The sequence below is a fragment of the Chitinophaga sp. OAE865 genome, from assembly GCF_040546735.1.
GTDB classification, from domain to species: Bacteria; Bacteroidota; Bacteroidia; order Chitinophagales; family Chitinophagaceae; genus Chitinophaga; species Chitinophaga polysaccharea_A.
Window position 1 is genome coordinate 3,408,156 of sequence record NZ_JBEPOF010000001.1, and the last position, 21,317, is coordinate 3,429,472.

General features: G+C 48.7%; 12 protein-coding genes. 7 read left to right on the forward strand and 5 right to left on the reverse strand.

Annotated elements, in window-relative coordinates:
* The first annotated feature begins 35 nt into the window (after nt 1-35).
* The 4 genes from ABIE50_RS13915 to ABIE50_RS13930 all read left to right on the forward strand — a co-directional run bounded on the left by ABIE50_RS13915 (nt 36) and on the right by ABIE50_RS13930 (nt 5,689).
* Nucleotides 36-1,718 carry a sodium:solute symporter family transporter gene (locus ABIE50_RS13915; RefSeq protein ID WP_142685016.1) on the forward strand — a complete coding sequence of 561 codons (1,683 nt, stop codon included), beginning with the start codon at nt 36-38 and terminating at the stop codon, nt 1,716-1,718.
* 192 nt (nt 1,719-1,910) lie between these two features.
* Nucleotides 1,911-2,633: an NUDIX hydrolase gene (locus tag ABIE50_RS13920; protein ID WP_209860561.1), complete on the forward strand. Its 723-nt coding sequence runs from the start codon at nt 1,911-1,913 to the stop codon at nt 2,631-2,633.
* A gap of 24 nt (nt 2,634-2,657) precedes the next feature.
* Nucleotides 2,658-4,637: an alpha-L-arabinofuranosidase family protein gene (locus ABIE50_RS13925; RefSeq protein ID WP_209860559.1), complete on the forward strand. Its 1,980-nt coding sequence runs from the start codon at nt 2,658-2,660 to the stop codon at nt 4,635-4,637.
* Between the two features lie 71 nt (nt 4,638-4,708).
* Nucleotides 4,709-5,689: an arabinan endo-1,5-alpha-L-arabinosidase gene (locus tag ABIE50_RS13930; protein ID WP_209860557.1), complete on the forward strand. Its 981-nt coding sequence runs from the start codon at nt 4,709-4,711 to the stop codon at nt 5,687-5,689.
* Nucleotides 5,690-5,701: 12 nt separating this feature from the next.
* Here the strand turns inward: ABIE50_RS13930 and ABIE50_RS13935 are convergent, their stop codons facing one another.
* Nucleotides 5,702-8,071: a beta-L-arabinofuranosidase domain-containing protein gene (locus tag ABIE50_RS13935; RefSeq protein WP_354028004.1), complete on the reverse strand. Its 2,370-nt coding sequence runs from the start codon at nt 8,069-8,071 to the stop codon at nt 5,702-5,704.
* Nucleotides 8,072-8,269: 198 nt separating this feature from the next.
* On the opposite strand from ABIE50_RS13935, the gene ABIE50_RS13940 reads away from it, so the two are divergent.
* Complete coding sequence (locus tag ABIE50_RS13940; RefSeq protein ID WP_209860555.1) at nt 8,270-9,430, forward strand: aldose epimerase family protein; 1,161 nt, start codon at nt 8,270-8,272, stop codon at nt 9,428-9,430.
* 253 nt (nt 9,431-9,683) lie between these two features.
* On the opposite strand, the gene ABIE50_RS13945 is transcribed toward ABIE50_RS13940, so the two are convergent.
* The 4 genes from ABIE50_RS13945 to ABIE50_RS13960 form a co-directional block, all read right to left on the reverse strand.
* A complete protein-coding gene (locus tag ABIE50_RS13945; protein WP_209860553.1) occupies nt 9,684-11,150 on the reverse strand; it encodes a RagB/SusD family nutrient uptake outer membrane protein in 1,467 nt (488 codons plus the stop codon).
* Nucleotides 11,151-11,176: 26 nt separating this feature from the next.
* Entirely contained in the window at nt 11,177-14,230 is a 3,054-nt protein-coding gene (locus ABIE50_RS13950) for a SusC/RagA family TonB-linked outer membrane protein (RefSeq protein ID WP_209860551.1), read from the reverse strand.
* Nucleotides 14,231-14,705: 475 nt separating this feature from the next.
* Complete coding sequence (locus tag ABIE50_RS13955; RefSeq protein ID WP_209860549.1) at nt 14,706-16,151, reverse strand: APC family permease; 1,446 nt, start codon at nt 16,149-16,151, stop codon at nt 14,706-14,708.
* 90 nt (nt 16,152-16,241) lie between these two features.
* Nucleotides 16,242-17,141 (reverse strand): AraC family transcriptional regulator, encoded by a 900-nt coding sequence (locus tag ABIE50_RS13960; RefSeq protein ID WP_209860548.1) that lies wholly within the window; start codon nt 17,139-17,141, stop codon nt 16,242-16,244.
* Nucleotides 17,142-17,331: 190 nt separating this feature from the next.
* Here ABIE50_RS13960 and ABIE50_RS13965 point away from each other — a divergent pair, with 190 nt between their 5' ends.
* Both ABIE50_RS13965 and ABIE50_RS13970 read left to right on the forward strand, forming a co-directional pair.
* Nucleotides 17,332-19,470: a S9 family peptidase gene (locus tag ABIE50_RS13965; RefSeq protein WP_209860546.1), complete on the forward strand. Its 2,139-nt coding sequence runs from the start codon at nt 17,332-17,334 to the stop codon at nt 19,468-19,470.
* 3 nt (nt 19,471-19,473) lie between these two features.
* Nucleotides 19,474-21,204, forward strand: coding sequence for a DUF885 family protein (locus tag ABIE50_RS13970; protein WP_209860544.1), 1,731 nt, complete (start codon nt 19,474-19,476; stop codon nt 21,202-21,204).
* Nucleotides 21,205-21,317 lie beyond the last annotated feature (113 nt).

The following is a 21,317-nucleotide window of genomic DNA, read 5'->3' on the forward strand; positions in this document are numbered from 1 at the left end:
AACTTCTTAAAGCAAAAGATAATAAACTGCCCGTTATGCAAAACATCCTTTCCACCGGCGATATACTCGTCTTCATTACTTATTTTATCGTGGTTGCCGTATATGGCTACTGGATATACAGGAAGAAAAAGAAGCAGCATACAGATACCAAAGACTTCTTCCTGGCAGAAGGTTCCCTTACCTGGTGGGCAATCGGTGCTTCACTGATTGCATCAAATATTTCTGCGGAGCAGTTTATCGGCATGAGCGGCGATGGCTACTTTGTTGGTATTGCTGTTGCCGCCTATGAATGGATCGCCGCTATTGCCCTTATCATCATTGCAGTCTGGTTTATTCCCATCTACCTGAAGAATAAGATCTATACCATGCCGCAGTTCCTGAAAACGCGTTACAACGAAACAGTGGCGCTGATCATGGCTATTTTCTGGTTATTCCTCTACGTGTTTGTTAATCTCACCTCTATCCTCTACCTCGGCGCATTGGCCATCAATGGCCTGCTGGGAGGAGAGTACCTGCATGTGGTGATGATTGCGCTTTCTGTATTTGCCATCATTATTACGCTTGGCGGTATGAAAGTGATCGGTTATACAGATGTGATCCAGGTAGGAGTATTGATCATTGGGGGATTGGCCACTACTTACATGGCCTTAACGCTGGTAAGTGAGAAGTTTGGCCTGGGCCACAATGCGCTTGCTGGTTTTGGCGCCCTCATGAAAGATGCGCCGGATCATTTTCACATGATCCTTGCAAAGCCGGATGCCACTTCTTCACAGGAATACATCAATAAGTACCTGGTGCTCCCCGGTATCCTGATGTATGCCGCCGGCCAGTGGATCGTGAACCTCAACTACTGGGGTTGTAACCAGTATATTACGCAACGTGCATTGGGTGCGGATCTGCAAACAGCCCGCAACGGTATCCTCTTTGCAGGCTTGCTGAAAATCATGATGCCTATCATTGTAATGCTGCCGGGTATTGCTGCGTATGTATTGCAGAAGAATGGCCACCTGCCTAACCTGGCCAGCAAAGACGGCGCCTACACCGCTATTCTCGGATTCCTGCCATCAGGATTGAAGGGCTTGTCTATCGCCGCTTTAACAGCCGCTATCGTAGCCTCTCTTGCGGGCAAGGCCAATAGTATCTCTACTATCTTTACACTCGACGTATACCGTAAATATATTAAGAAGGATGCCTCTGAAGCAAAGCTGGTGTGGACCGGTCGCATCACCGTTGTTGCCGCCATGTTGCTGGGCATCCTCTTTACCTGGAACGACCTGCTGGGCATTGGTGGTGAAGGTGGATTTACTTTTATCCAGAAATATACCGGCTTTATCAGCCCGGGCGTATTCGCCATGTTCCTGCTGGGAATGTTCTGGAAACGTACTACCGGCGCTGCTGCTGTAGCGGGTATCATTACAGGTTTCACACTTTGTGTATTCTTTAACCAGTTTGCACCAGCTGTACTTGGCCATGAAACAATTTTCTATACCGCTTACCCCAATGGTAAAGGCGGTTATGAAATTCCTTTCCTCATCTGTATGGGACTGGCCTTTATGTTCACCATGATAGTGATGATCGCCATCAGCTTTGCAGGACCAAAAGTGAACCCGAAAGCCTTTGTACTGGATAAATCAATGTTTAAGATCAGCCCGGCCACTACCGTGATGATTGTAATAACACTGCTGCTCTTATCCGCGTTGTACATCCGCTTCTGGTAACGCGAGTTTCGTCTGACTCAGGATTAAACTGATTACGCTGATTACGCTGATTTTATTTTTTTAGATTTACCTTGATTTATTTCTATTGTTTTAATAAAAATTTCCTGAAATCATCTAAAATCCAAAATAATAAAATCAGCGTAATCAGTTTAATCCTGAGTCAGACAAAATCCGCTACAATAAATTATTATTATGAGAAGATATTCACAGCAGACCCGGTTATTATTTGCCGTTGACTGTATCATATTTGGATTCGATGGACAGGAACTGAAACTGCTGCTGATACAGAGGGGATTTGAGCCCTGCAAGGGTCAGTGGAGCCTGGTAGGCGGATTTATCCAGGAAGAGGAAAGCGCCGAAGATGCTGCCAGCAGGGTACTGAAAAACCTCAGCGGACTGGATGGTATTTATATGGAACAGCTCCATACCTTCAGTTCCCCTTCCCGCGATACGGTGGAACGCACCGTATCAGTGGCCTACACAGCCCTGATCGATATTCAGAAATACAAACAGCAACTGAATGAAGATTTCCATGCAGTATGGTTCCCGATCAACCATCACCCGGAACTCATTTTTGATCATAAGGCCATGGTAGATCTTGCAAAGGAGAAACTGCGCTATAAAGCGGCATTGCATCCGCTGCTGCTGGAACTGTTGCCGGGGAAATTCACTATCCCGCAGTTACAGCACCTCTACGAATCTGTGTATAATATTTCTTTTGATAAAGGTAATTTCAGCCGCAAGATCCTGTCTACCAAGCTGCTGGTAAAGCTCACCGACAAGGATAAACTAAGCTCCAAGAAAGGCGCTTTTTATTATAAGATAGACCGGAAAAAATACAACGCCAATTTCCACGCCTTCCTGAACTTTGTTCCGGATCCGCATATGCTGCAACATAACGGCGCTGCAGTCTGAATCAAAAAAACGGTATAATCATATATGAGAACACAACGTTTTATCACGGCGCTGGCCCTGCTCGGGGGCGTATATACTACCCCGTTAGCAGCGCAGCAACCGTTGAATTTTACTGTAAAGGCCGGCGAGGTGAAAACGCCGGTATCGCCCAACATGTGGGGTATTTTCTTTGAAGACATCAATCTTAGTGCAGATGGAGGTATTTATGCGGAGCTGGTAAAGAACCGTTCTTTTGAGTTCAGCTCTCCGCTTATGGGATGGAGCATACCAAAAGACGCTGTATCCAACGGGCAGATAGTGGTGGTTAACCGTAAAGAAGACCATCCTTCCAATCCCCGCTTTGCAAGGATAACGATGCCGGATACACGCAATTTTGAGATCGTGAATGAGGGTTTCCGTGGTATGGGGATCAAAGCAGGGGAACAATACAACTTTTCCGTTTATGCCCGCCAGCAGGAGGGCGCTGTAAAGCTTACTGTGACCCTGCTGGATGATGCAGGCAAAGCCATTGGCAGCGCTACTGTAACACCGCAAGGCAGCAACTGGCAGCAATACAAGGCCAGTTTCACCGCTAATGCTACTGTACCAAAAGGAAAGCTGAAAGTGGCTTTCGATGGCAACGGTGTAATAGATGTTGACATGATCTCCCTGTTCCCTCAGCATACCTGGAAGGAACGGAGCAACGGGTTGCGAGCCGACCTGGTGCAACTGCTGGCCGACCTGCACCCGGGTTTCCTGCGCTTTCCCGGCGGCTGTATTGTAGAAGGGCGTGAGCTGACGAACCGCTACCAGTGGAAAAAAACAGTAGGAGACGTGAATGATCGCGAAGTGATCATGAACCGGTGGAACAATGAATTTGCACACCGCGCTACACCGGATTATTTCCAGTCGTTCGGACTTGGCTTCTTTGAATATTTCCAGCTGGCGGAAGATATAGGCGCTTCTCCTTTGCCTATCCTCAACTGTGGCATGGCCTGCCAGTTCAACAGTGCAGAGGTGGTTGCTGTGAATGAACTGGATCCTTATATCCAGGACGCACTGGACCTGATTGAATTTGCTAACGGGGACGTAAGTACGAAATGGGGCGCCCTGCGTGCAAAAATGGGACATCCTGCGCCTTTCAACCTGAAAATGATGGGTGTAGGTAATGAGCAGTGGGGACCGCAATACGTAGAGCGTTATACAGCGTTTGCAAAGGCCATAAAGAATAAATACCCGGAGATTAAACTGGTGAATAGTCTTGGCCCCGGCCCCGACGGTGATAAATTTACTTTCCTCAACGATACCCTCCGTAAGCTGAATGCGGACATTCTTGACGAGCATTACTACAGCTCTCCCGAGTGGTTCTTCCGCAATGCGGCCCGTTATGATTCCTACGACCGTAAAGGCCCTAAGATCTTTGCCGGCGAGTATGCCGCACACAGCAAGGGAGTAGGCAATGGTGATAATAAGAACAGCTGGTTGTGCGCATTGGCGGAAGCCGCCTTTATGACCGGCCTGGAACGTAATACCGATGTAGTGGTAATGGCATCCTATGCACCGCTGCTGGCGCATGTGGATGGATGGCAGTGGACACCGGACCTTATCTGGTTTGATAACCTGCGCTCCTATGGTACGCCTAATTACTATGTACAAAAACTTTACGGCAACCACAAAGGCACAGCTGTAGTACCTATACTAAAAGGTAACGAGTTCATCAGCGGGCAGGACAGCGTATATGCGTCTACGGTAGTAGATAATGCCACCGGTGAACTGATCATTAAACTGGTGAATGCGGCAGCTACTCCCAAACCGGTGACGGTAGCCGTTCAAGGGGTGAAAGGGCTGGCGGCCAATGGCCGCCTGATTACCCTGGGCAGCGACAGCCTGCTGGGGCTTAATTCACTGGATCAGCCTACCCGCATTTCCCCGCAGGAGAAAAGTATTGCGATCAAAGGAAAAACGATCCGTACAGAAATGGCGCCCTGGTCATTCTATGTGATCCGCGCAAAAATAAATAAATAGTCACCTGACAGGTATGTACCGGCGGCAGGAAAATTTTCCTGCCGCCGTTTTTTTTGGGTAAAAAAAGACGCATGAAACAGGTATTATGCTTGATATTGTTTTTTTGCTGCCGGCATAGCCAGGCCCAGTTTGTTCATGACCCGGTAATGATCCGCCAGGATAGTACCTGGTATTTGTTTTGCACCGGGAATGGGATCACGGTGTATTCATCTCCCGATATGAAGAACTGGCAACAGCAACCACCGGTATTTGCTACTCCTCCTTCCTGGACAAAGGCCGCCGTTGCCGGTTTTAAAGGGCATACCTGGGCGCCGGACATCAGTTATCATAACGGGTGGTATTATCTGTATTATGCGGTTTCCGCCTTTGGTAAAAATACATCTGCCATCGGGGTGGCGGTTAACAGGACGTTGGATCCGCGATCGTGTGATTTTAAATGGATCGATAAAGGTATGGTGATACAATCCGTTCCCGGCAGGGATAACTGGAATGCTATTGATCCCGCATTAACCAGGGATGATAATGGGGTGCCGTGGCTGAGTTTCGGTTCTTTCTGGGGAGGCATCAAAATGTTTAAGCTGGATACCACGGCTACGCGCCCGGCGGTACCGGAAGTATGGTATACATTGGCTGCGCGCCACCGTGATGAGGCACTTGCAGATTCCCTACCGGGAAATGGGGCCATTGAAGCGCCTTTTATCTATAAGAAAAACGGGTACTATTATCTTTTTGTGTCGTTCGACTATTGCTGCCGGGGCGAAAAGAGCACGTATAAAATAATGGTAGGCAGGGCTGCACAGTTACAGGGGCCTTATACAGATAAAGATAACCGGCGTATGACAGAGGGGGGCGGCACATTGGTGTTGGCTGGAGATGACCGCTGGCACGGAGTTGGGCATAACGCGGTAATGGGGTATAACGGGAACGACTATCTTGTTTTTCACGGGTATGATGCGGGCAACCGGGGTAAACCAACGCTGAGGGTAGAACTGTTGCAATGGGAAAATAGCTGGCCGGTTGTAAAACAGGTGTTAGCGGAAACTACCCGCTAACACCTGTAGTGTTTATTCTTTTATCATTCTGCATCCGTATAATGGGCCTGCGCTGTTATTGGCTTTAGGCACGAAGCGGATGTTCACGCTTTGTTTTCCTTTGGTAAGATGCTCCGGAATAGCGTATGAAACAGGATAGAAGCGGCTCTCTTTAAATTTGTTGAGATCTTCGGTAGCAATGGTAGTGCCATCTACAATGATATCAAAGGTGCGGCCCCGGTTATCCATGCCCCAGTAGGTGCATTGCAGTGAATGACGGGAGTTGGGATCTACCTTCATGTTAAAGGAGAAATATCCTCCGGGCCAGGCGATACGCCATTTACGTCCATGTTCCTCTTCTGTGCCGGTTTTTTCACCGGTAAATTCATGATCCCTTTCAGGTTGCATTTCACCGGGGCGCAGAATATCTGTAGTACGTGCATCCAGTTCCTGCTGGGCTTTTTTCGCAGCAGCGTATTTCACCTGCTGTTCCTGCCAGCTTTGCGGGGTAAATACATCCCAGTATACGGTGTAGTATTCATTGCGGGTTTGATAAAAAGGAGTGAGCGTTACATCCTTTGGCTGCGCGGTACCTGCGGTGCGGAAGATGAGCGAGTTAGGATCTTCCGTCCGGCTGATCCACGTAGCGGGTTGCCGGTTAGCTGCTACCAGTACAGGAACGCCGCTTACAGGGTCGGGTTCTTTTTCTCCCAGGATGCCGGACAATAATACCGGGCCATAGAATAATGCCTGCCTGTTGGGATTGTCAGGGAGGGCTTCTGTGTATACATCTGCCGGCAGGGTAAGCGTTACCTGGTCGTTGTTCTTCCAGTTGCGGGTAACAGAGAGGTAGCCGCTTTCATCTGTCTGCAGTGGTTGTTCCGTACCATTTACCCGGAGAATCATACCTGCCCTGGCCCATGCCGGTTTGCGGACACGCATGGTGAATGGCGCTGCTTTCTTTGTGCTAACGGTGAGGGTTATACGATTATCTGCAGGCAGTTTGTTTTCCTGTTTTATAGTAACGCCTTTCTCTTTCCATTCCAGTACGGAAGGGATAAACAGGTTTACGAACAGGCTGCCGTCGGCGCCGCGATAGTAAATACTTTCCCCGTATTTCACATGATTTTCCATGCCTGATCCCACGCAGCAGGTGAAGGTTTCAAACTCATCGCTGTATTCTTTATGACCTCCCATACGGAGCGGCACAAAATAACACATCATACCGGTTTCGTGGTGTTGCGAGGCGAGGATATGATTGTATAATGCTTTCTCGTAGTAGTCCATCAGGCGTGCCTGCGGATCCAGTGCAAACAGGTGCCTGGTAAGTTTAAGCATGTTATAGGTATTGCATGTTTCGGTAGTATTGTCGGTGAGCGCTTCATTGAGCTGTCTTGCGGGACCGAAGTATTCATAGTTGCTGTTGCCCCCGTTTGCGTAGGAGTGGTCCCTGGTAACTACTTCCCAGAAGTATTTTGCGATAGCGGCATCTTTGGGATCTTTATTCAGCTCATACCTGCGGATGCTGGCAATGGCTTTAGGGATCTGGGTGTTGGAGTGCTTTCCCGGAAGTATATCTTTCCCTATAGCCAGGGAATCCAGGATGCGTTTATCATAAAAGCGATAGGAGAGGTCCAGGTATTTTTTATCGCCGCTTAAAGCGTAGGTATTTACCAGTGTTTCCGCCATGCCCCCGTATTCGCAGATCAGCATTTTCTGCATTTGTTCTTCCGACAGGTTTTTGATCACGTTGCCGGTCCAGTCGGCGATACCTTTATTTACCTGCAGCGCTTCCGCATTGTTGCAGTACAGCCATGCGTCCAGCAGGCCGGCCATGATTTTGTGCACGGTATACCAGGGCGACCAGCCGCCGTTCAGGTCGAAGCCCCGGGAACGGATATCGCCGGCAGCAATTTCAGACCAGAGTTTATCATCATTGGGGAAAGCGCCTATATAACCATTGTGGCGGTTCTGCTGGCACAGCGCCAGCTCACTGACCAGGTAGGCCACCCGGTTGAGATAGGCTGTATCTTTAGTGGCGGCATATTGCATGGAGCAGGCCGACAGGTAATGTCCCATGGTATGGCCTGCAAGGCCGCCCGTTTCCCATCCGCCATATTGTTTGCCTTTTGCAGGCAGCCCGGCATTGGTGCGGAAGGCAGATAACAGCCGGTCGGGATCTATCTTTAACAGGTACCTGGCATCCGCCTGCATCGCTGTTTTAAATGGGCTCTCCAGGAGGGTGACATCTGTTATCGGGAACGGGTATGCTTTTATGGTAGCAGCCGGCAGCACTTTCATCTTTTTTTCTTTCCATTCCGGCACATAGGATTGAGCGTGGGCGCTATAGTACAGCTGGAGGCTGCCTGCCAGCAACAGCCCTGTAGTGATCAGTCTTTTCATTTCATCAGTATTTAACATGCTAAAACTAATCCGCACACCGTATACTTACTTTCCAATTATTGACAGATAGTACACGTATTTTAATCAATAGCGTTTTTAATTGTTCTTGTGACAATAAATTTCAAATAAAAATATTTGACTTTAACGGGATTATCCCGATATTTAGTGACTCTTTTTCACTTAACATCAAAATACGTTATGGACATGAACCTTAAGGCGTTAACCGCTCTCATGATTTCCGGCGGTACCATGCTGGCCTCCTGCAACAATAATACTGCAAAAACAGCCGAAAGCAAGGATTCTACTGCAACAACTGAAACGGCTGTAACAAATGGTCCACGCAGCTTTGGCCAGGCAGATGGCCAGGAAGTGTTGCAATATACCCTGAAGAATGCAAACGGGATGGAAGTAAAGATCCTGAACTATGGCGGTACCATTACGGATATTATCACCCCCGACAAACAGGGAGAGAAAGGCAATGTGGTATTGTCTTACGATTCACTTTCGGGCTATCAGCAGAAAGGTCAGCCGTATTTTGGCGCACTGGTGGGCCGTTATGCCAACCGTATTGCCAATGCAAAGTTTAAACTGGATGGCAAAGAGTACACACTGGCTCCTAACAATAACGGTAACAGTTTGCACGGCGGACTAAAAGGATTTGACAAAGTAGTTTGGGCGGCCACTCCTGCCGGCGACAGCAGCCTGCAACTGGTATATAACAGTAAAGACGGAGAAGAAGGCTACCCTGGTAATCTCCAGGCTACTGTAACGTATACGCTCACGCCAGACAACGCCCTGCAGATCACCTACAAGGCTACCACCGATAAACCAACACCGGTGAACCTTACCAATCATGCTTACTTCAATCTTTCAGCGGGAAAAGACAGCACTATCCTCGGGCATGAGTTGTCTCTGAAGGCAAGTCGCTATACCCCTGTAAATGATAAGCTGATCCCAACCGGTAAACTTGAGCCTGTGAAAGGCACGCCAATGGATTTTACTACTGCTAAAAAGATCGGTGCAGATATAGGTAAAGTAAAAGGAGGCTACGATCACAACTGGGTACTGGACAAACAGGAAGGCGTACTGGAAACAGTAGCTACGCTGTATGACCCTACCAGTGGCCGTTACATGGAAGTAGCCACCACTCAGCCGGGTATCCAGTTCTATACCGGCAACTTCCTGGATGGTACGCTTACCAACACCCGTAACGGGCAGAAATATGTGCAGAATGCCGCTCTTTGCCTGGAAACACAACACTTCCCTGATTCTCCCAACCAGCCGTCTTTCCCGAATGTGATCCTGAAACCAGGTGACACATTTTCGCAGACAACTGTGTATAAGTTTTCAGTGAAGTAACTCGCTTACCGCCTTCGGCGGCGCGCGAAGTTTGTCTGACTCGGGATTAAACTGATTACGCTGATTACACTGATTTTATTTTTGAGATTTAGTAAATGATTAAGGGAGATAAAAGCGGGTATTGCTTTTATCTCCCTTAATTTTTTATTAATTCAATCCTTTAAAAATCCAAAAGATAAAATCAGTGTAATCAGCGTAATCAGTTTAATCCTGAGTCAGACAAACTCCGCGCGCCGCCGAAGGCGGCCCACCACTAATAGTTAGGGTTCTGCACGAGGATGCCTTTACTTCGATCGATCTCCTGCTGAGGCATCGGGAAGTAGTAGTTTTTGGGTTTGTTGAATTTCCGTGGCGCCCCGCCCCTGGTGATCACGGTACCGTTATACGCCAGCTTGGGTTTTTTGTACAGCTCCACGATATCCACCAGGTTGGCTTTGTCCCAGCGCAGCAGATCCTGGTGCCTTTCATTTTCCCCGCATAGTTCCACCCTGCGTTCATGCATCAGTGCGGCCATACCGGCATTGGTAACAGCAGGCAAAGTAGCTGAAGCACGTTTGCGGATGGCATTGATCTCCGCATCACCGGCGCCTGGTCCGTTTAGGCGGATCTTTGCTTCTGCTACCAGCAGGTAAATATCTGCTGCGCGCATCAGCGGTGTTTTAAGAGAGTAATCCAATCCGCCGGAGGGTTTCCAGCTGCAGAATTTCTTGTAGTGATAGCCACTCCAGGAAGCCGCCGCGTCATAGGTGGCAATGCCGGTACCGATGTTGATCTTATCGCCGGGCTGCATGATACAGATGTTTTTACGGGGATCGCCGGCTTCAAATTCATCTACCAGTCCTTTGGTAGGGTAGAAGAAACTCCATCCGTTCCAGTTGCGCGGAGCATGATAGGTAATGAAATCGGAGTAGCCATTTCCATCTACTGTTTGAACGGCCAGTAACATTTCCGGGTTATTGCCGGTGGCTACGCTGAAATTATCCGCATAGTTAGTCGCCAGTTTATAGTTAGCATTGCTAATTACTTTGTTGCCGTATTCAATGGCTTTGTCCAGCTTGGCCCAGTTCATATACAGTTTACAAAGCAGGCCCCATGCAGTGCCTTTGCTTACGCGGCCTTTATTGGCATCATCATAGCTTTCGGGCAGCTGATCGGCAGCCGCCAGCAGGTCGCTTTCAATCTGGGCGCGCAGCTCATCTGCCGTTACTTTGGGTTTGTTGTAGGAAGATTTGAGTACATCATCTTCCGTGATAATAGGAGCTTCGCCATAGATCAGCAGCAGGCGCCAGTAAGCGAATGCGCGGAAGAAGTGTGCCTCTCCCAGGCAGCGGTTCTTAATGTCGGCATCCATGCCTGCAATTTTAGGTACATAGATCAGTACATTGTTGGAGCGGTTAATGGTTTCATATTTCCATCTCCAGCCTACTCTTACGCTGTAGGTGGATGCATCATAGGTGAAATCCTCTATCACCCCATCGTAATCATGATCACCGCCGCGCACCTGGTCGTCCGAGCAGTTATCGAACACAAATTCATTAAAGCCGGTATAATCTTCTTCCAGTAAAATATTATAGATACCGGTTACGCCGTCCACAGCATCGCTTTGGTTACGCCAGTAGTTACCGGTACTGTACAATCCCTGGGGAGTTACATCCAGTACGCTTTTACAGCCGGTGAAAAGTAACGTCGTGAGTGCTAATATATATTTGATCCGTTGCATAGTAATTGATTTAAAGTTCCCGTGAATTAAAAGTTGAGGGTAGCGCCAAATGTAAAGGTCCGTGCCTGTGGATAGGCGGCTACGTCTACGCCTCTCTGCCTGTTCCCGTCGGAGGTACCTTTGCTGCCGTCTGAAGAGCCGCTATAGCCCAGTTGCGGGGTCAGGCCGGAATAGCTGGTAAGCATGAACAGGTTTTGTGCGGCTACATATACATGGATATCTGAAATGCCGCTGCGTCCCCATACTTTGGATGGGATGGTGTAGCCAAGTGCTGCATTTCTCAGGGAAAAGTAATCGCCGCTTTCCACGAAACGGTCGGAAGCGCGGTTGTTCTGGTTGGCATTGCCAAGGGTCATTCTGGGCACCGTGTTGCTGGTACCGGCGCCATGCCAGCGGTTCAGCGCATCTGCATAGAGGTTGTATGGATAGTTGGCATCCATTCCCTGCATTTTATCGGCGTTGTAAAGTTTTACGCCGCCTACACCGGCAAAGGAGAGGCTCAGGTCAAAGCCTTTATAGCCTGCGCTGGCCTGTATGCCATATACCACTTTAGGATTGGGGCTGCCCAGGTTTACGCGGTCTTTATCATTTACCATGTTATCGCCATTGGTATCCAGGAAGCGTACATCGCCTGGTTGGATATTGTCTTTGTTGGGATCTTTACTGATGTTGGGATCGTTATTGATCTCGTCCATCGTTTGGTAAATACCGCCTGTTTTCCAGCCATAGAAAGAAGCCAGTGGCTGACCCACATAGGTGCGGGAAATTTCCTGTCCCTGCCTGCCATAGGGGGTAGAGCCGATATAGGAAGAAGGGTCGTATAATTTAGTGACTTCATTTTTGATGAAGGAAGCGTTGGCGCTTACATTATAATGGAACTTATCGTTGCCGCCCTGGTAGCCTACTTCTATTTCCCAGCCCTTGTTGTTTAACTGGCCGAGGTTCCGGTCGGGGATAGCGGAGGTGCCATGCAGATCCATTTCAGGAGCTGGAACCAGCATATCGTTGGTATTTTTATTAAACCAGGTGATGGTGGCATTCAGTTTATCATGGAAGAACCCTGCTTCCAGGCTGATGTTGGTCATTTCGGCTTTTTCCCAGGTGATATCCGGGTTGGCCAGCCTGGAGTTCCAGATGCCGGTGTACGAGGTTTCCCCGAAATTATAGCGGCGGTCTTTATTGATCTGTGCGAGGTACTGGAATTCGGTAACATTCTGGTTACCCAGTTGTCCCCAGCCACCTGTTATTTTGAGGTTGCTGATTGCTTTGACATTGTCTTTGAAGAAGCTTTCATCGGAGATACGCCAGCCTGCGGAGAAGGCGGGGAAATAGCCCCAGCGCTGGTCTGGTGCAAACCTGGAGGATCCGTCGGCGCGGAAGGTAACGGTGAGCAGGTATTTATCTTTAAAGCCGTAGAAACCCCTGATAAACCCGGAGGCGATGGCATTGGCATTAAAGTAATTACCTTTTGCATCGTGGATGTCGTTACCATTGCTTAGTACCAGCTGGTCTTTTGATTCATCATTATATCCCCATCTTTCCGCCTGGTTCCAGGACCCGTTATAGGTTTGCTGGGAGTAGCCTCCGGTAACGGTGATGTGATGTATGTTCGACAGCACTTTGTTATAGGTGAGGAATATTTCACTCAGCTGGCTGTTGTAGCTTTCATTGCGGGTAAAAAGTTCAGCATGATCGCGGGCCCTGGTTTGGTCAAGGACTTTCGGGTTGAAGCCGAACTGGTTTACCAGGCTGCCATCGAAACCATAATTAGCGCGGAGGGAAAGTCCATCCATGATCTCCACTTCGGCATATACGCTGGCCAGCATGCGGTAGTTTTTGGTCCAGGTGTCGGTGGTTTCAGCAGTATATACGGGGTTATTGATATCGCCCAGTTCATTGCTGGCTTTAGAGCTGCCCCAGCTGCCATCGGGGTTGTGAACGGGGATAGCGGGGTTAAAGCGCAGCGCGCTGAAAATAAGACCGGTTTGCGAAGAATAGGTATCGGGTCCGCTGTTTTGTTTATAGGTAAGCTGCAGGTTTTCGCCCACTTTTACACGCTTGCCCAGTTTATGTTCTGAGTTGATGCGTACGGAATATCTTTTGAAGTAGGAGTTGGTGATGATGCCATCTTCATTATAGTAACCTGCGCTGAACATATAATTGGAAGTATTGTTACCGCCCCGCAGGTTCACATCTGCATTGGTGATATGCCCGGTGCCAAACAGTGCGCGTTGCCAGTCGGTGCGCTGGGTAGCATAGTACGGATCCTGCCATACAGCCTCTATAGGTACTCCATCGTTGGTATAGCGTTCCTGTTTCAGTTTTACCAGATCGGGAGCGGTGAGCAGCGACACATAGTGTGAGACGTTGGAAATGCCGCGGTATACATTCACCGATGCCTTCAGTTTTTCGCCATAATTACCCTTCTTGGTGGTAATGATCACCACGCCGTTAGCGGCGCGGGTGCCATAGATAGCAGAAGAGGAGGCGTCTTTAAGTATTTCCATGGAGGCGATGTCGTTGGGGCTTACATCGGCCAGGCCGCCTGCGGGCACGCCGTCAATAATGATCAGCGGGTCGGCATTATTAATGGTGCCGGTACCGCGTATACGGATAGAGGGCGTGCTGCCGGGAGAGGCGTCGGACCGGACTATATCCACGCCTGTAACGCGGCCCTGAATGGCCTGTGCGGCGTCTGATACAGGGAGGTTCTTAATATCTGATCCTTTTACGGAGGCGATGGTACCGGTTACATCGCGGCGGCTCTGCACACCGTAACCTACTACCACTACTTCTCCCAATCCTTTGGTGGCGGCGGCCAGGGCTACATTGATAACTGTTTTGTCGCCGATAGTAACTGTTTGGGGTTCGTACCCTATAAACGAGAACAAAACCGATTTAGCACCCGGTGGTAAAGAAAGGGTATAGTTCCCTTTTGCATCGGTACTGGCGCCGGCAGAGGTGCCGGTTACGATAACATTTACACCAGGCAGACCAGCACCATCTGCCGCCCCGGTAACTTTTCCGGTGAGGGTCTTTTGCGCAAAAGCCACGCTGCTGGCTGCGCATAGAAAGACCATCAGAAAGCATAATTTTCCAATTAATGAGTACCTCATAACAAATGAATAAGACGTGAATTTGAATAAACGTAAATGGAACAGATATACGGCCTGTCTTTATTGTTTTGTAGCCTAATGTTTTTTGGTTGTGATTAAATAAATTTGCTAAATCGTTATTGCACATCTGCCTGCTGCAGGGATCTTATATAATTTACTGCGTCCCTCAAAAAGAGATGAAACAAAGTTGGCTTTTCACATGATCAATATGGCACGTCGTATTGCTTAGTCAGAAAAGGAATTACATATCTACATCACATTGCATTGCATCATTTTCTGCTGGTAAGGTAACGAATTTTGTAAAAGTACGTGTATAGTTTTTTGCCCGGGTATGGTACTGGATTAATTATGTATTAATACTTTGAAAGGCGTAAGGGATACGCTTATGGGGAAAGTAAAGGAGGGGGACTTTTAATAGTCCCCCTGGTTGACATATCATTTAGTAAGAAGGATCGGTGGTGGTTATATTTTCCTTTTGGGAAACAGCAGGACGGTTACTGTTGGCTAAAAAGTACACGGGTATACCAGACAGGGTAATGAATAATCCCGGCCATGTAAATCTTGGTTTATATACAAACAGCAGTCCGCAGAAAGCAATGCCCATTAATATGTATAGCACAGGCAATACGGGGTATCCGAAAGCTTTGTAGGGCCTGTCGGCATCCGGGCGTTTCTTGCGGAGAATAAAGATACCTGCAATGGTAAGCATATAAAAAGCCACCACCACAAAAGAGATCATATCCAGCAGATCGCCGTAACGGCCGCTCAGGCACCATAAGCAGGCCACCACGCATTGGATCCATAATGCAAAAGAAGGCACCGAAGCGTGGTTTAGATGGCCGGCCTTTTTAAAGAACAGGCCATCCTTTGCCATGGTATGATATACGCGGGCCCCGGCCAGTATCAGCCCGTTATTGCAGCCAAATGTGGAGATCATGATCATAACGGCAATAATTATAGTGCCGGTATTTCCAAGTACCGCCTGTGACACGGACACGGCTACACGGTCTTTCGGCGCATGTGCAATCTCTGGTAAAGGGAGTACCGCCAGGTAAGTGATGTTGGTAAGCAGGTAGATAACAGTTACAATGGCTGTTCCCAGGAAAAGACTCAGCCCGATATTCCTTTTAGGGTTTTTTATTTCCCCGCCCACAAAGGCCACATTGTGCCAGGAGTCGCTGCTGAACACCGATCCAACCATGGCCGCCGCAATAGCGCCGAAAGCGGCAATGGTGGTGTAGGATGAAATGCTGCCGTCTGCAGTAAGCGGGTGCAGTTGCCATGCCTGTTGCCAGTTGGCCCGCCATACTTCGGGCTTCACAGCCAGCAGTCCGCAAATGATCAACGCGGCGAGGCTCACCAGCTTCGTAAGTGTAAAGGTGGTTTGAATAGTTTTACCTCCTTCAATTCCACGTGTATTCATATAGGTTAGTAAAACGATCACCCCAATGGAAAGCAGTTGTGCCGCAGTGATATTTAACGCGCCCACAGAAAGCAGCACATTTTCTTCACTGAATGCGGGCAGGAGATAGGCGGTGAATTTTGCAAAGGCCACGCCTACAGCGGCAATGGTAGCTGTTTGTATAACGGTAAAAAAGCTCCAGCCATACAGGAAGGCCGTCATAGGATTATATGCCTCCTTCAGGTATATGTATTGTCCTCCTGCCCTTGGAAACATCCCGCTCAGCTCCCCGTAGCTCAATGCGGCAGTAAGCGTCATGAAGCCGGTGATCAGCCATACCAGCAGCAGCCAGCCTGCGCTTCCGGTATGACGGGTAATATCTGCACTGACAATAAAGATCCCGGAACCGATCATACTGCCGGCCACGATCATCGTAGCATCCAGCAATTTAATGGATGGCTTAAAGGTAGGAGCGTCTGACATAGTAACTATCGTAGTTTGGTTGATTACAGGTTTATCTCCCCTAAAACTACAGTTACTTTGCTGGCAATTCTATTCGCTTTTTGATCAATACTATGCAGATTTTGTTGTAGCCCCGTTTTCGAGCTGTTCATACTCCCGCAGGTAACTGCGGGGCGATTTACGGGTAATGCTTTTAAACACCCGGTTAAAATTTGCAATACTGTTAAAGCCACAGTTATAGGCCACGGTAGCGATACTGTCGTACGAGCCCCCTGCCAGTTTCTTACAGGCTTCATTGATCCGCACCTCGTTCAGGAAGGAAACAAACGTAAGCCGCGTATGCTTTTTGAAATACCGGCAAAATGCCTGCGGCGTCATATGCGCTTCCCGGGCAATATCTTCCAGTTTTATTTCCGCATCATAATGCTGCATAATATAATTGTAGATATACCCGATACGGATACCTTCCTGCTCATTTACTGCAGATAACCTGGATCCTGTGATCAGCGGTTCCAGGTTTTTGATAGTGAGAAAGAAATTGATCAGCTCTACAAATGCGAGGAACTGTGCAATACCCTGCGACTGGTGTATCTTCAACAGCCGGCTGGATATATCCACCACATGCGCCTCCGGGATCTTGAACCCGTTCTGCGACTGATCAATAAAAGATTTTATCTTTTTAAATTCCGGTAAGCCAAACAAGGGCGCCAGCTTGCCTTCAGGGTTGAAGAAAAGCGTGAGGGCCTGCACATTTTTCTTGTTCTTACTCCCGAATGGGGATTCTTCACTTTTTAACACATGCGGCTGGTTGCTCCCGATCCAGTATATTTCATTGGACCAGAAAGTATGCATATTATTCTCCACTATCAATGTGCCATGGCCGTGCTGGATCCAGGTAAGCTGGATTTCTTCATGGCGGTGAAGATGCGGATAGAAAGCCGGCAACCGGTCTTGTTGTGTGATAATGGTTTTATCGTGCGCTACAGGTATTGTAAACTGCAATACTTTCATGTAATTACATTATTCTTTTTTTAACACCTTTAAAGAGATTGTAACCAAATTTAGGTGAAGATATGAGAACAAGTTATTAAAAAACGTTTAAAAACTAACCAATGCCTGGTGTACTTTTAAAAAATATCCGGTGAGCCGGATTATATTAATTGTCCATATTACATTTAATTATAGCGGATCAACACAACTTATGAAATATCAACGATTTCTTTACCTGCTGATTCTATGGAGCCTGCCAACGGGGCTGCTGCTCGCACAGCAAAACAAGCCAACGCCTTACCTGCCTTCACATGCGGAGATATTGCAGCGATACAGGAAAGTACAGCTGCTGGATAGTATTACCCGGAAAACTATTTCCCGGCATAATGTGGACGCCAACTGGCTGCCCGACGGGAAGTCGTTCTGGTACACGGTTACAGGAAAGGACAGTGTTAAAACAGCTTATCTTGTAACAGCTGCCACCGGGAAAAAAGAGCTGATCACTGATACCGCAAAAATTGCGCAACTGGCAAAGAACGAGACCAGGCTGTTGCCGCTGAGACAGCATGAGCCCAGTCGCTGGGAAGGATTTGCCACCGACAGTATTTCGCCGGATAAGCAATGGATAGCCACTACCATAGGCGGCAATGTATATATACGCTCGGCAGCCACCGGAGCGCTTACGCCATTCACAACAGACGGGAAAGCCGATGGCGATTTCTATGGGGCCTTTGCCTGGTCGCCCGACAGCAAATACCTTGTCGGGTACCGCATCCACCCCGTGGAAGATTCCGCGGTGTATTATGTGCTCACTGATGTGCCCGGCACTACCCGCGGGCAATTGCGCTCCCATCCCTACAAACAGCCGGGCGACCCTTTTACCACTTTTGATATGTACCTGTTTACCATGGAAGGGAAAACCACTACCCGGGTGAAAACAGACAGGATCGATTTCTTTGATGCACCGGTGCTGCACTGGCGCAACAAGGACCCGCGCTATTTTCTCTATGAAAAAGTGGACCGTGGCCATCAGCGCTTCCGCGTAATAGAAGTGGATGCCGCCAATGGCAACACCCGCACCATACTGGATGAACAAACACCGACTTTCATTTACGAATCCCGTCTCTATACCCATTACCTCCCGGAAACCGATGAACTGCTCTGGACCTCTGAAAAGGATGGATGGCGGCACATCTACCTGGTGAACACCCTCACCGGTGAGATTAAGAACCAGGTAACAAAAGGCGATTGGGTAGTGAGGGAAATAGACAGTATAGACGCGAAGAAAAGAGAGATATGGTTCAGGGCCGGCGGCAGGAACGCCGGGGAAGACCCTTACTTTGTTCACTACTACCGTACAGACTTTGCAGGAAAGCACCTGCTTGACCTGACACCTGCTGCGGGAAATCACCAGGTATTCTTTTCTCCCGACAGGAAATATTTCATTGACAAATACTCACAGGTAAATGTACCACCCGTGAATGAACTGCGCCGTACGGCCGACGGGAAACTGATCGCCGTGCTGGAAAGGGCAGACGTAAGCGGCTGGAAAGCCACCGGCGTGCCTTTCCCGGTTCCGTTCAGCGCAAAAGGCCGTGATGGCAAAACAGATATCTGGGGTATAATGTGCAGGCCAACAGATTATGATTCCACAAAAATGTACCCGGTAGTGGAAAACATTTATGCCGGTCCGCAGGATGCTTTTGTGCCCAAAAGCTTCATGAGCTATTATAATGATATGCAAAGCCTGGCGGATCTCGGATTTATTGTAGTGCAGATAGATGGTATGGGCACCGCCAACCGTTCAAAGGCATTCCATGATGTATGCTGGAAAAATCTTGCTGATGCAGGGTTCCCCGACCGTATCCTCTGGATCAGGGCGTTGGCTGAAAAATACCCGTTTGTGGATACCTCACGGGTAGGGCTATACGGAACTTCTGCCGGTGGCCAGAACGCCCTGGGCGGCCTGCTTTTCCACCCGGAGTTTTATAAAGCGGCAGTGGCTTCCTGCGGTTGCCACGATAACCGGGTAGATAAACAATGGTGGAATGAACAGTGGATGGGTTACCCCGTGGGCAAGGAGTATGAAGAACAATCCAATGTAACAAACGCCGGTAAATTACAGGGCCGCCTGCTCCTGATAGTAGGGGAGGCCGATACTAATGTGCCGCCTGAATCTACTTACCGGGTGATCAACGCGCTGATCAAAAAAGGAAAGTCTTTTGAATTCCTGCCGGTGCCCGGCATGGGGCATAGCGACGGTGGTCCTTACGGGCGCATTAAACGCCGTGATTTCTTTGTAAAAAATCTCCTGAATACCAATCCGCCAGACAGAAATATAAACGAGTAAATTATGCCTCTTTTGAAGAAATTATACCCGCTGCTCACCTGCCTGCTGTTGCAGCAGGGCGCAACTATCGCCCAATCGGCAGATAATGACCTGTATCTCCAATCCAGCGAAGTGAATAATATCATGGTGCAGTATGATGCAGATGCCGGTAACCTGCACCGTTTTTATTTTGTAGATAATTCACCGGAGCAGCTTTCCCGCATGACAGCCCTGGTGAAAAGTTACCAGCAACGGCTGGAAGAGCTGAACTATACCAGGCTGAATGTAGGTGCACAGGTAGATTATACGCTCTTCAAACGCCGGCTGTTGCAGGCACAGGAAGAGTTAACACTGGCACAACAGGAAAGTGCGCAGTTAAAAAAGTGGTTTCCCTTTGCAGAGAAGATCTACCAGGTGGAGCAGCACCGGCGCCGCGGGGAAAAACCGGATGCACCGGCGCTGGCTTCACAGCTGAGCGATATGGCAAAGGAAATTGCCCGGAGCAGGCAGCAACTGGAAACAGACAGCTCGCTCACCCTGCCACAGATCCGCAGGGGCATTTCCACTATCAAAGGTTTACGGGAAGCATTAAGCAGCGTGTTCACTTTTTATAATGGGTATGACCCGCTTTTTTCCTGGTGGGTGCCGGCCCCGTACAAACAGGTAGACAGCCTGCTGAAAACCTACAGCGCTACTTTCTACAATAAAGAAAAAAGTACTGCCCGCATGCCGGACGACGGAAGTGGCATTGCTGGCCACCCTATCGGAAGAACGGCGCTGATCAAAGGATTACAGGAGGAAATGATCCCTTACACGCCGGAAGAATTGCTCGCTATTGCCAATAAGGAATTTGCCTGGTGTGATGCTGAAATGGAAAAAGCCACCCGTGAAATGGGATTGGGGACCGACTGGAAGGCCGCTATGGAAAAAGTGAAGAACAGTTATGTGCCCCCGGCAGACCAGCCGGCGGCGATGATGAAACTTTATAATGAGTCAGTGGATTTTATAAAGCAGCACAACCTCATCACCCTGCCGCCACTGGCAGAAGAAACCTGGCGTATGATCATGATGACGCCGGAACGGCAGCTGGTAAATCCCTTCTTCACCGGCGGGGAGGAATTCAGTGTATCCTATCCCGTTAGCAGTATGAGCCACGAAGATAAAATGATGAGTATGCGTGGTAATAACCCGCATTTCTCCAGGGCCACGGTGCATCATGAACTGCTGGCAGGGCATGCCTTGCAGGAATTTATGCAGAACCGTTATAAAACATACCGGCATTTTGAAACCCCGTTCTGGATTGAAGGCTGGGCCCTGTACTGGGAGCGGCTGTTGTGGGACCAGGGATTTGCACAGTCGCCCGAAGACCGTATAGGTATGTTGTTCTGGCGCAAGCACCGCTGCGCACGTATTATCTTCTCTATTAATTATCATACCGGTAAATGGACGCCGCAGCAATGCATTGATTTCCTGGTAGACCGTGTAGGGCATGAGCGGGCCAATGCGGAAGGAGAGGTGCGCCGTTCTTTTGTTGGCGGGTATAGCCCCCTGTACCAGATTGCCTATATGATTGGCGGATTACAGTTTGAAGCCCTGAAGAAGGAGCTGGTAGACAGCGGTAAAATGTCTTTTAAACAATATCATGATGCAGTGCTCAGGGAAAATATGATGCCTATAGAAATGCTCCGGGCTATCCTGTTGAACAAGCCGGTGCCAAAGGATTTTACATCCAGCTGGCGCTTTTATAAGTTATAATCTTACGGGCCGTTGCCATTATAAACGGCGATGGCCCTTTTCTTTTTCTACCTGTTAAAATCAGCAACCTATCTGTTAATTTCCGGGAAGTAATATCCGGCCCTTTTAGATAG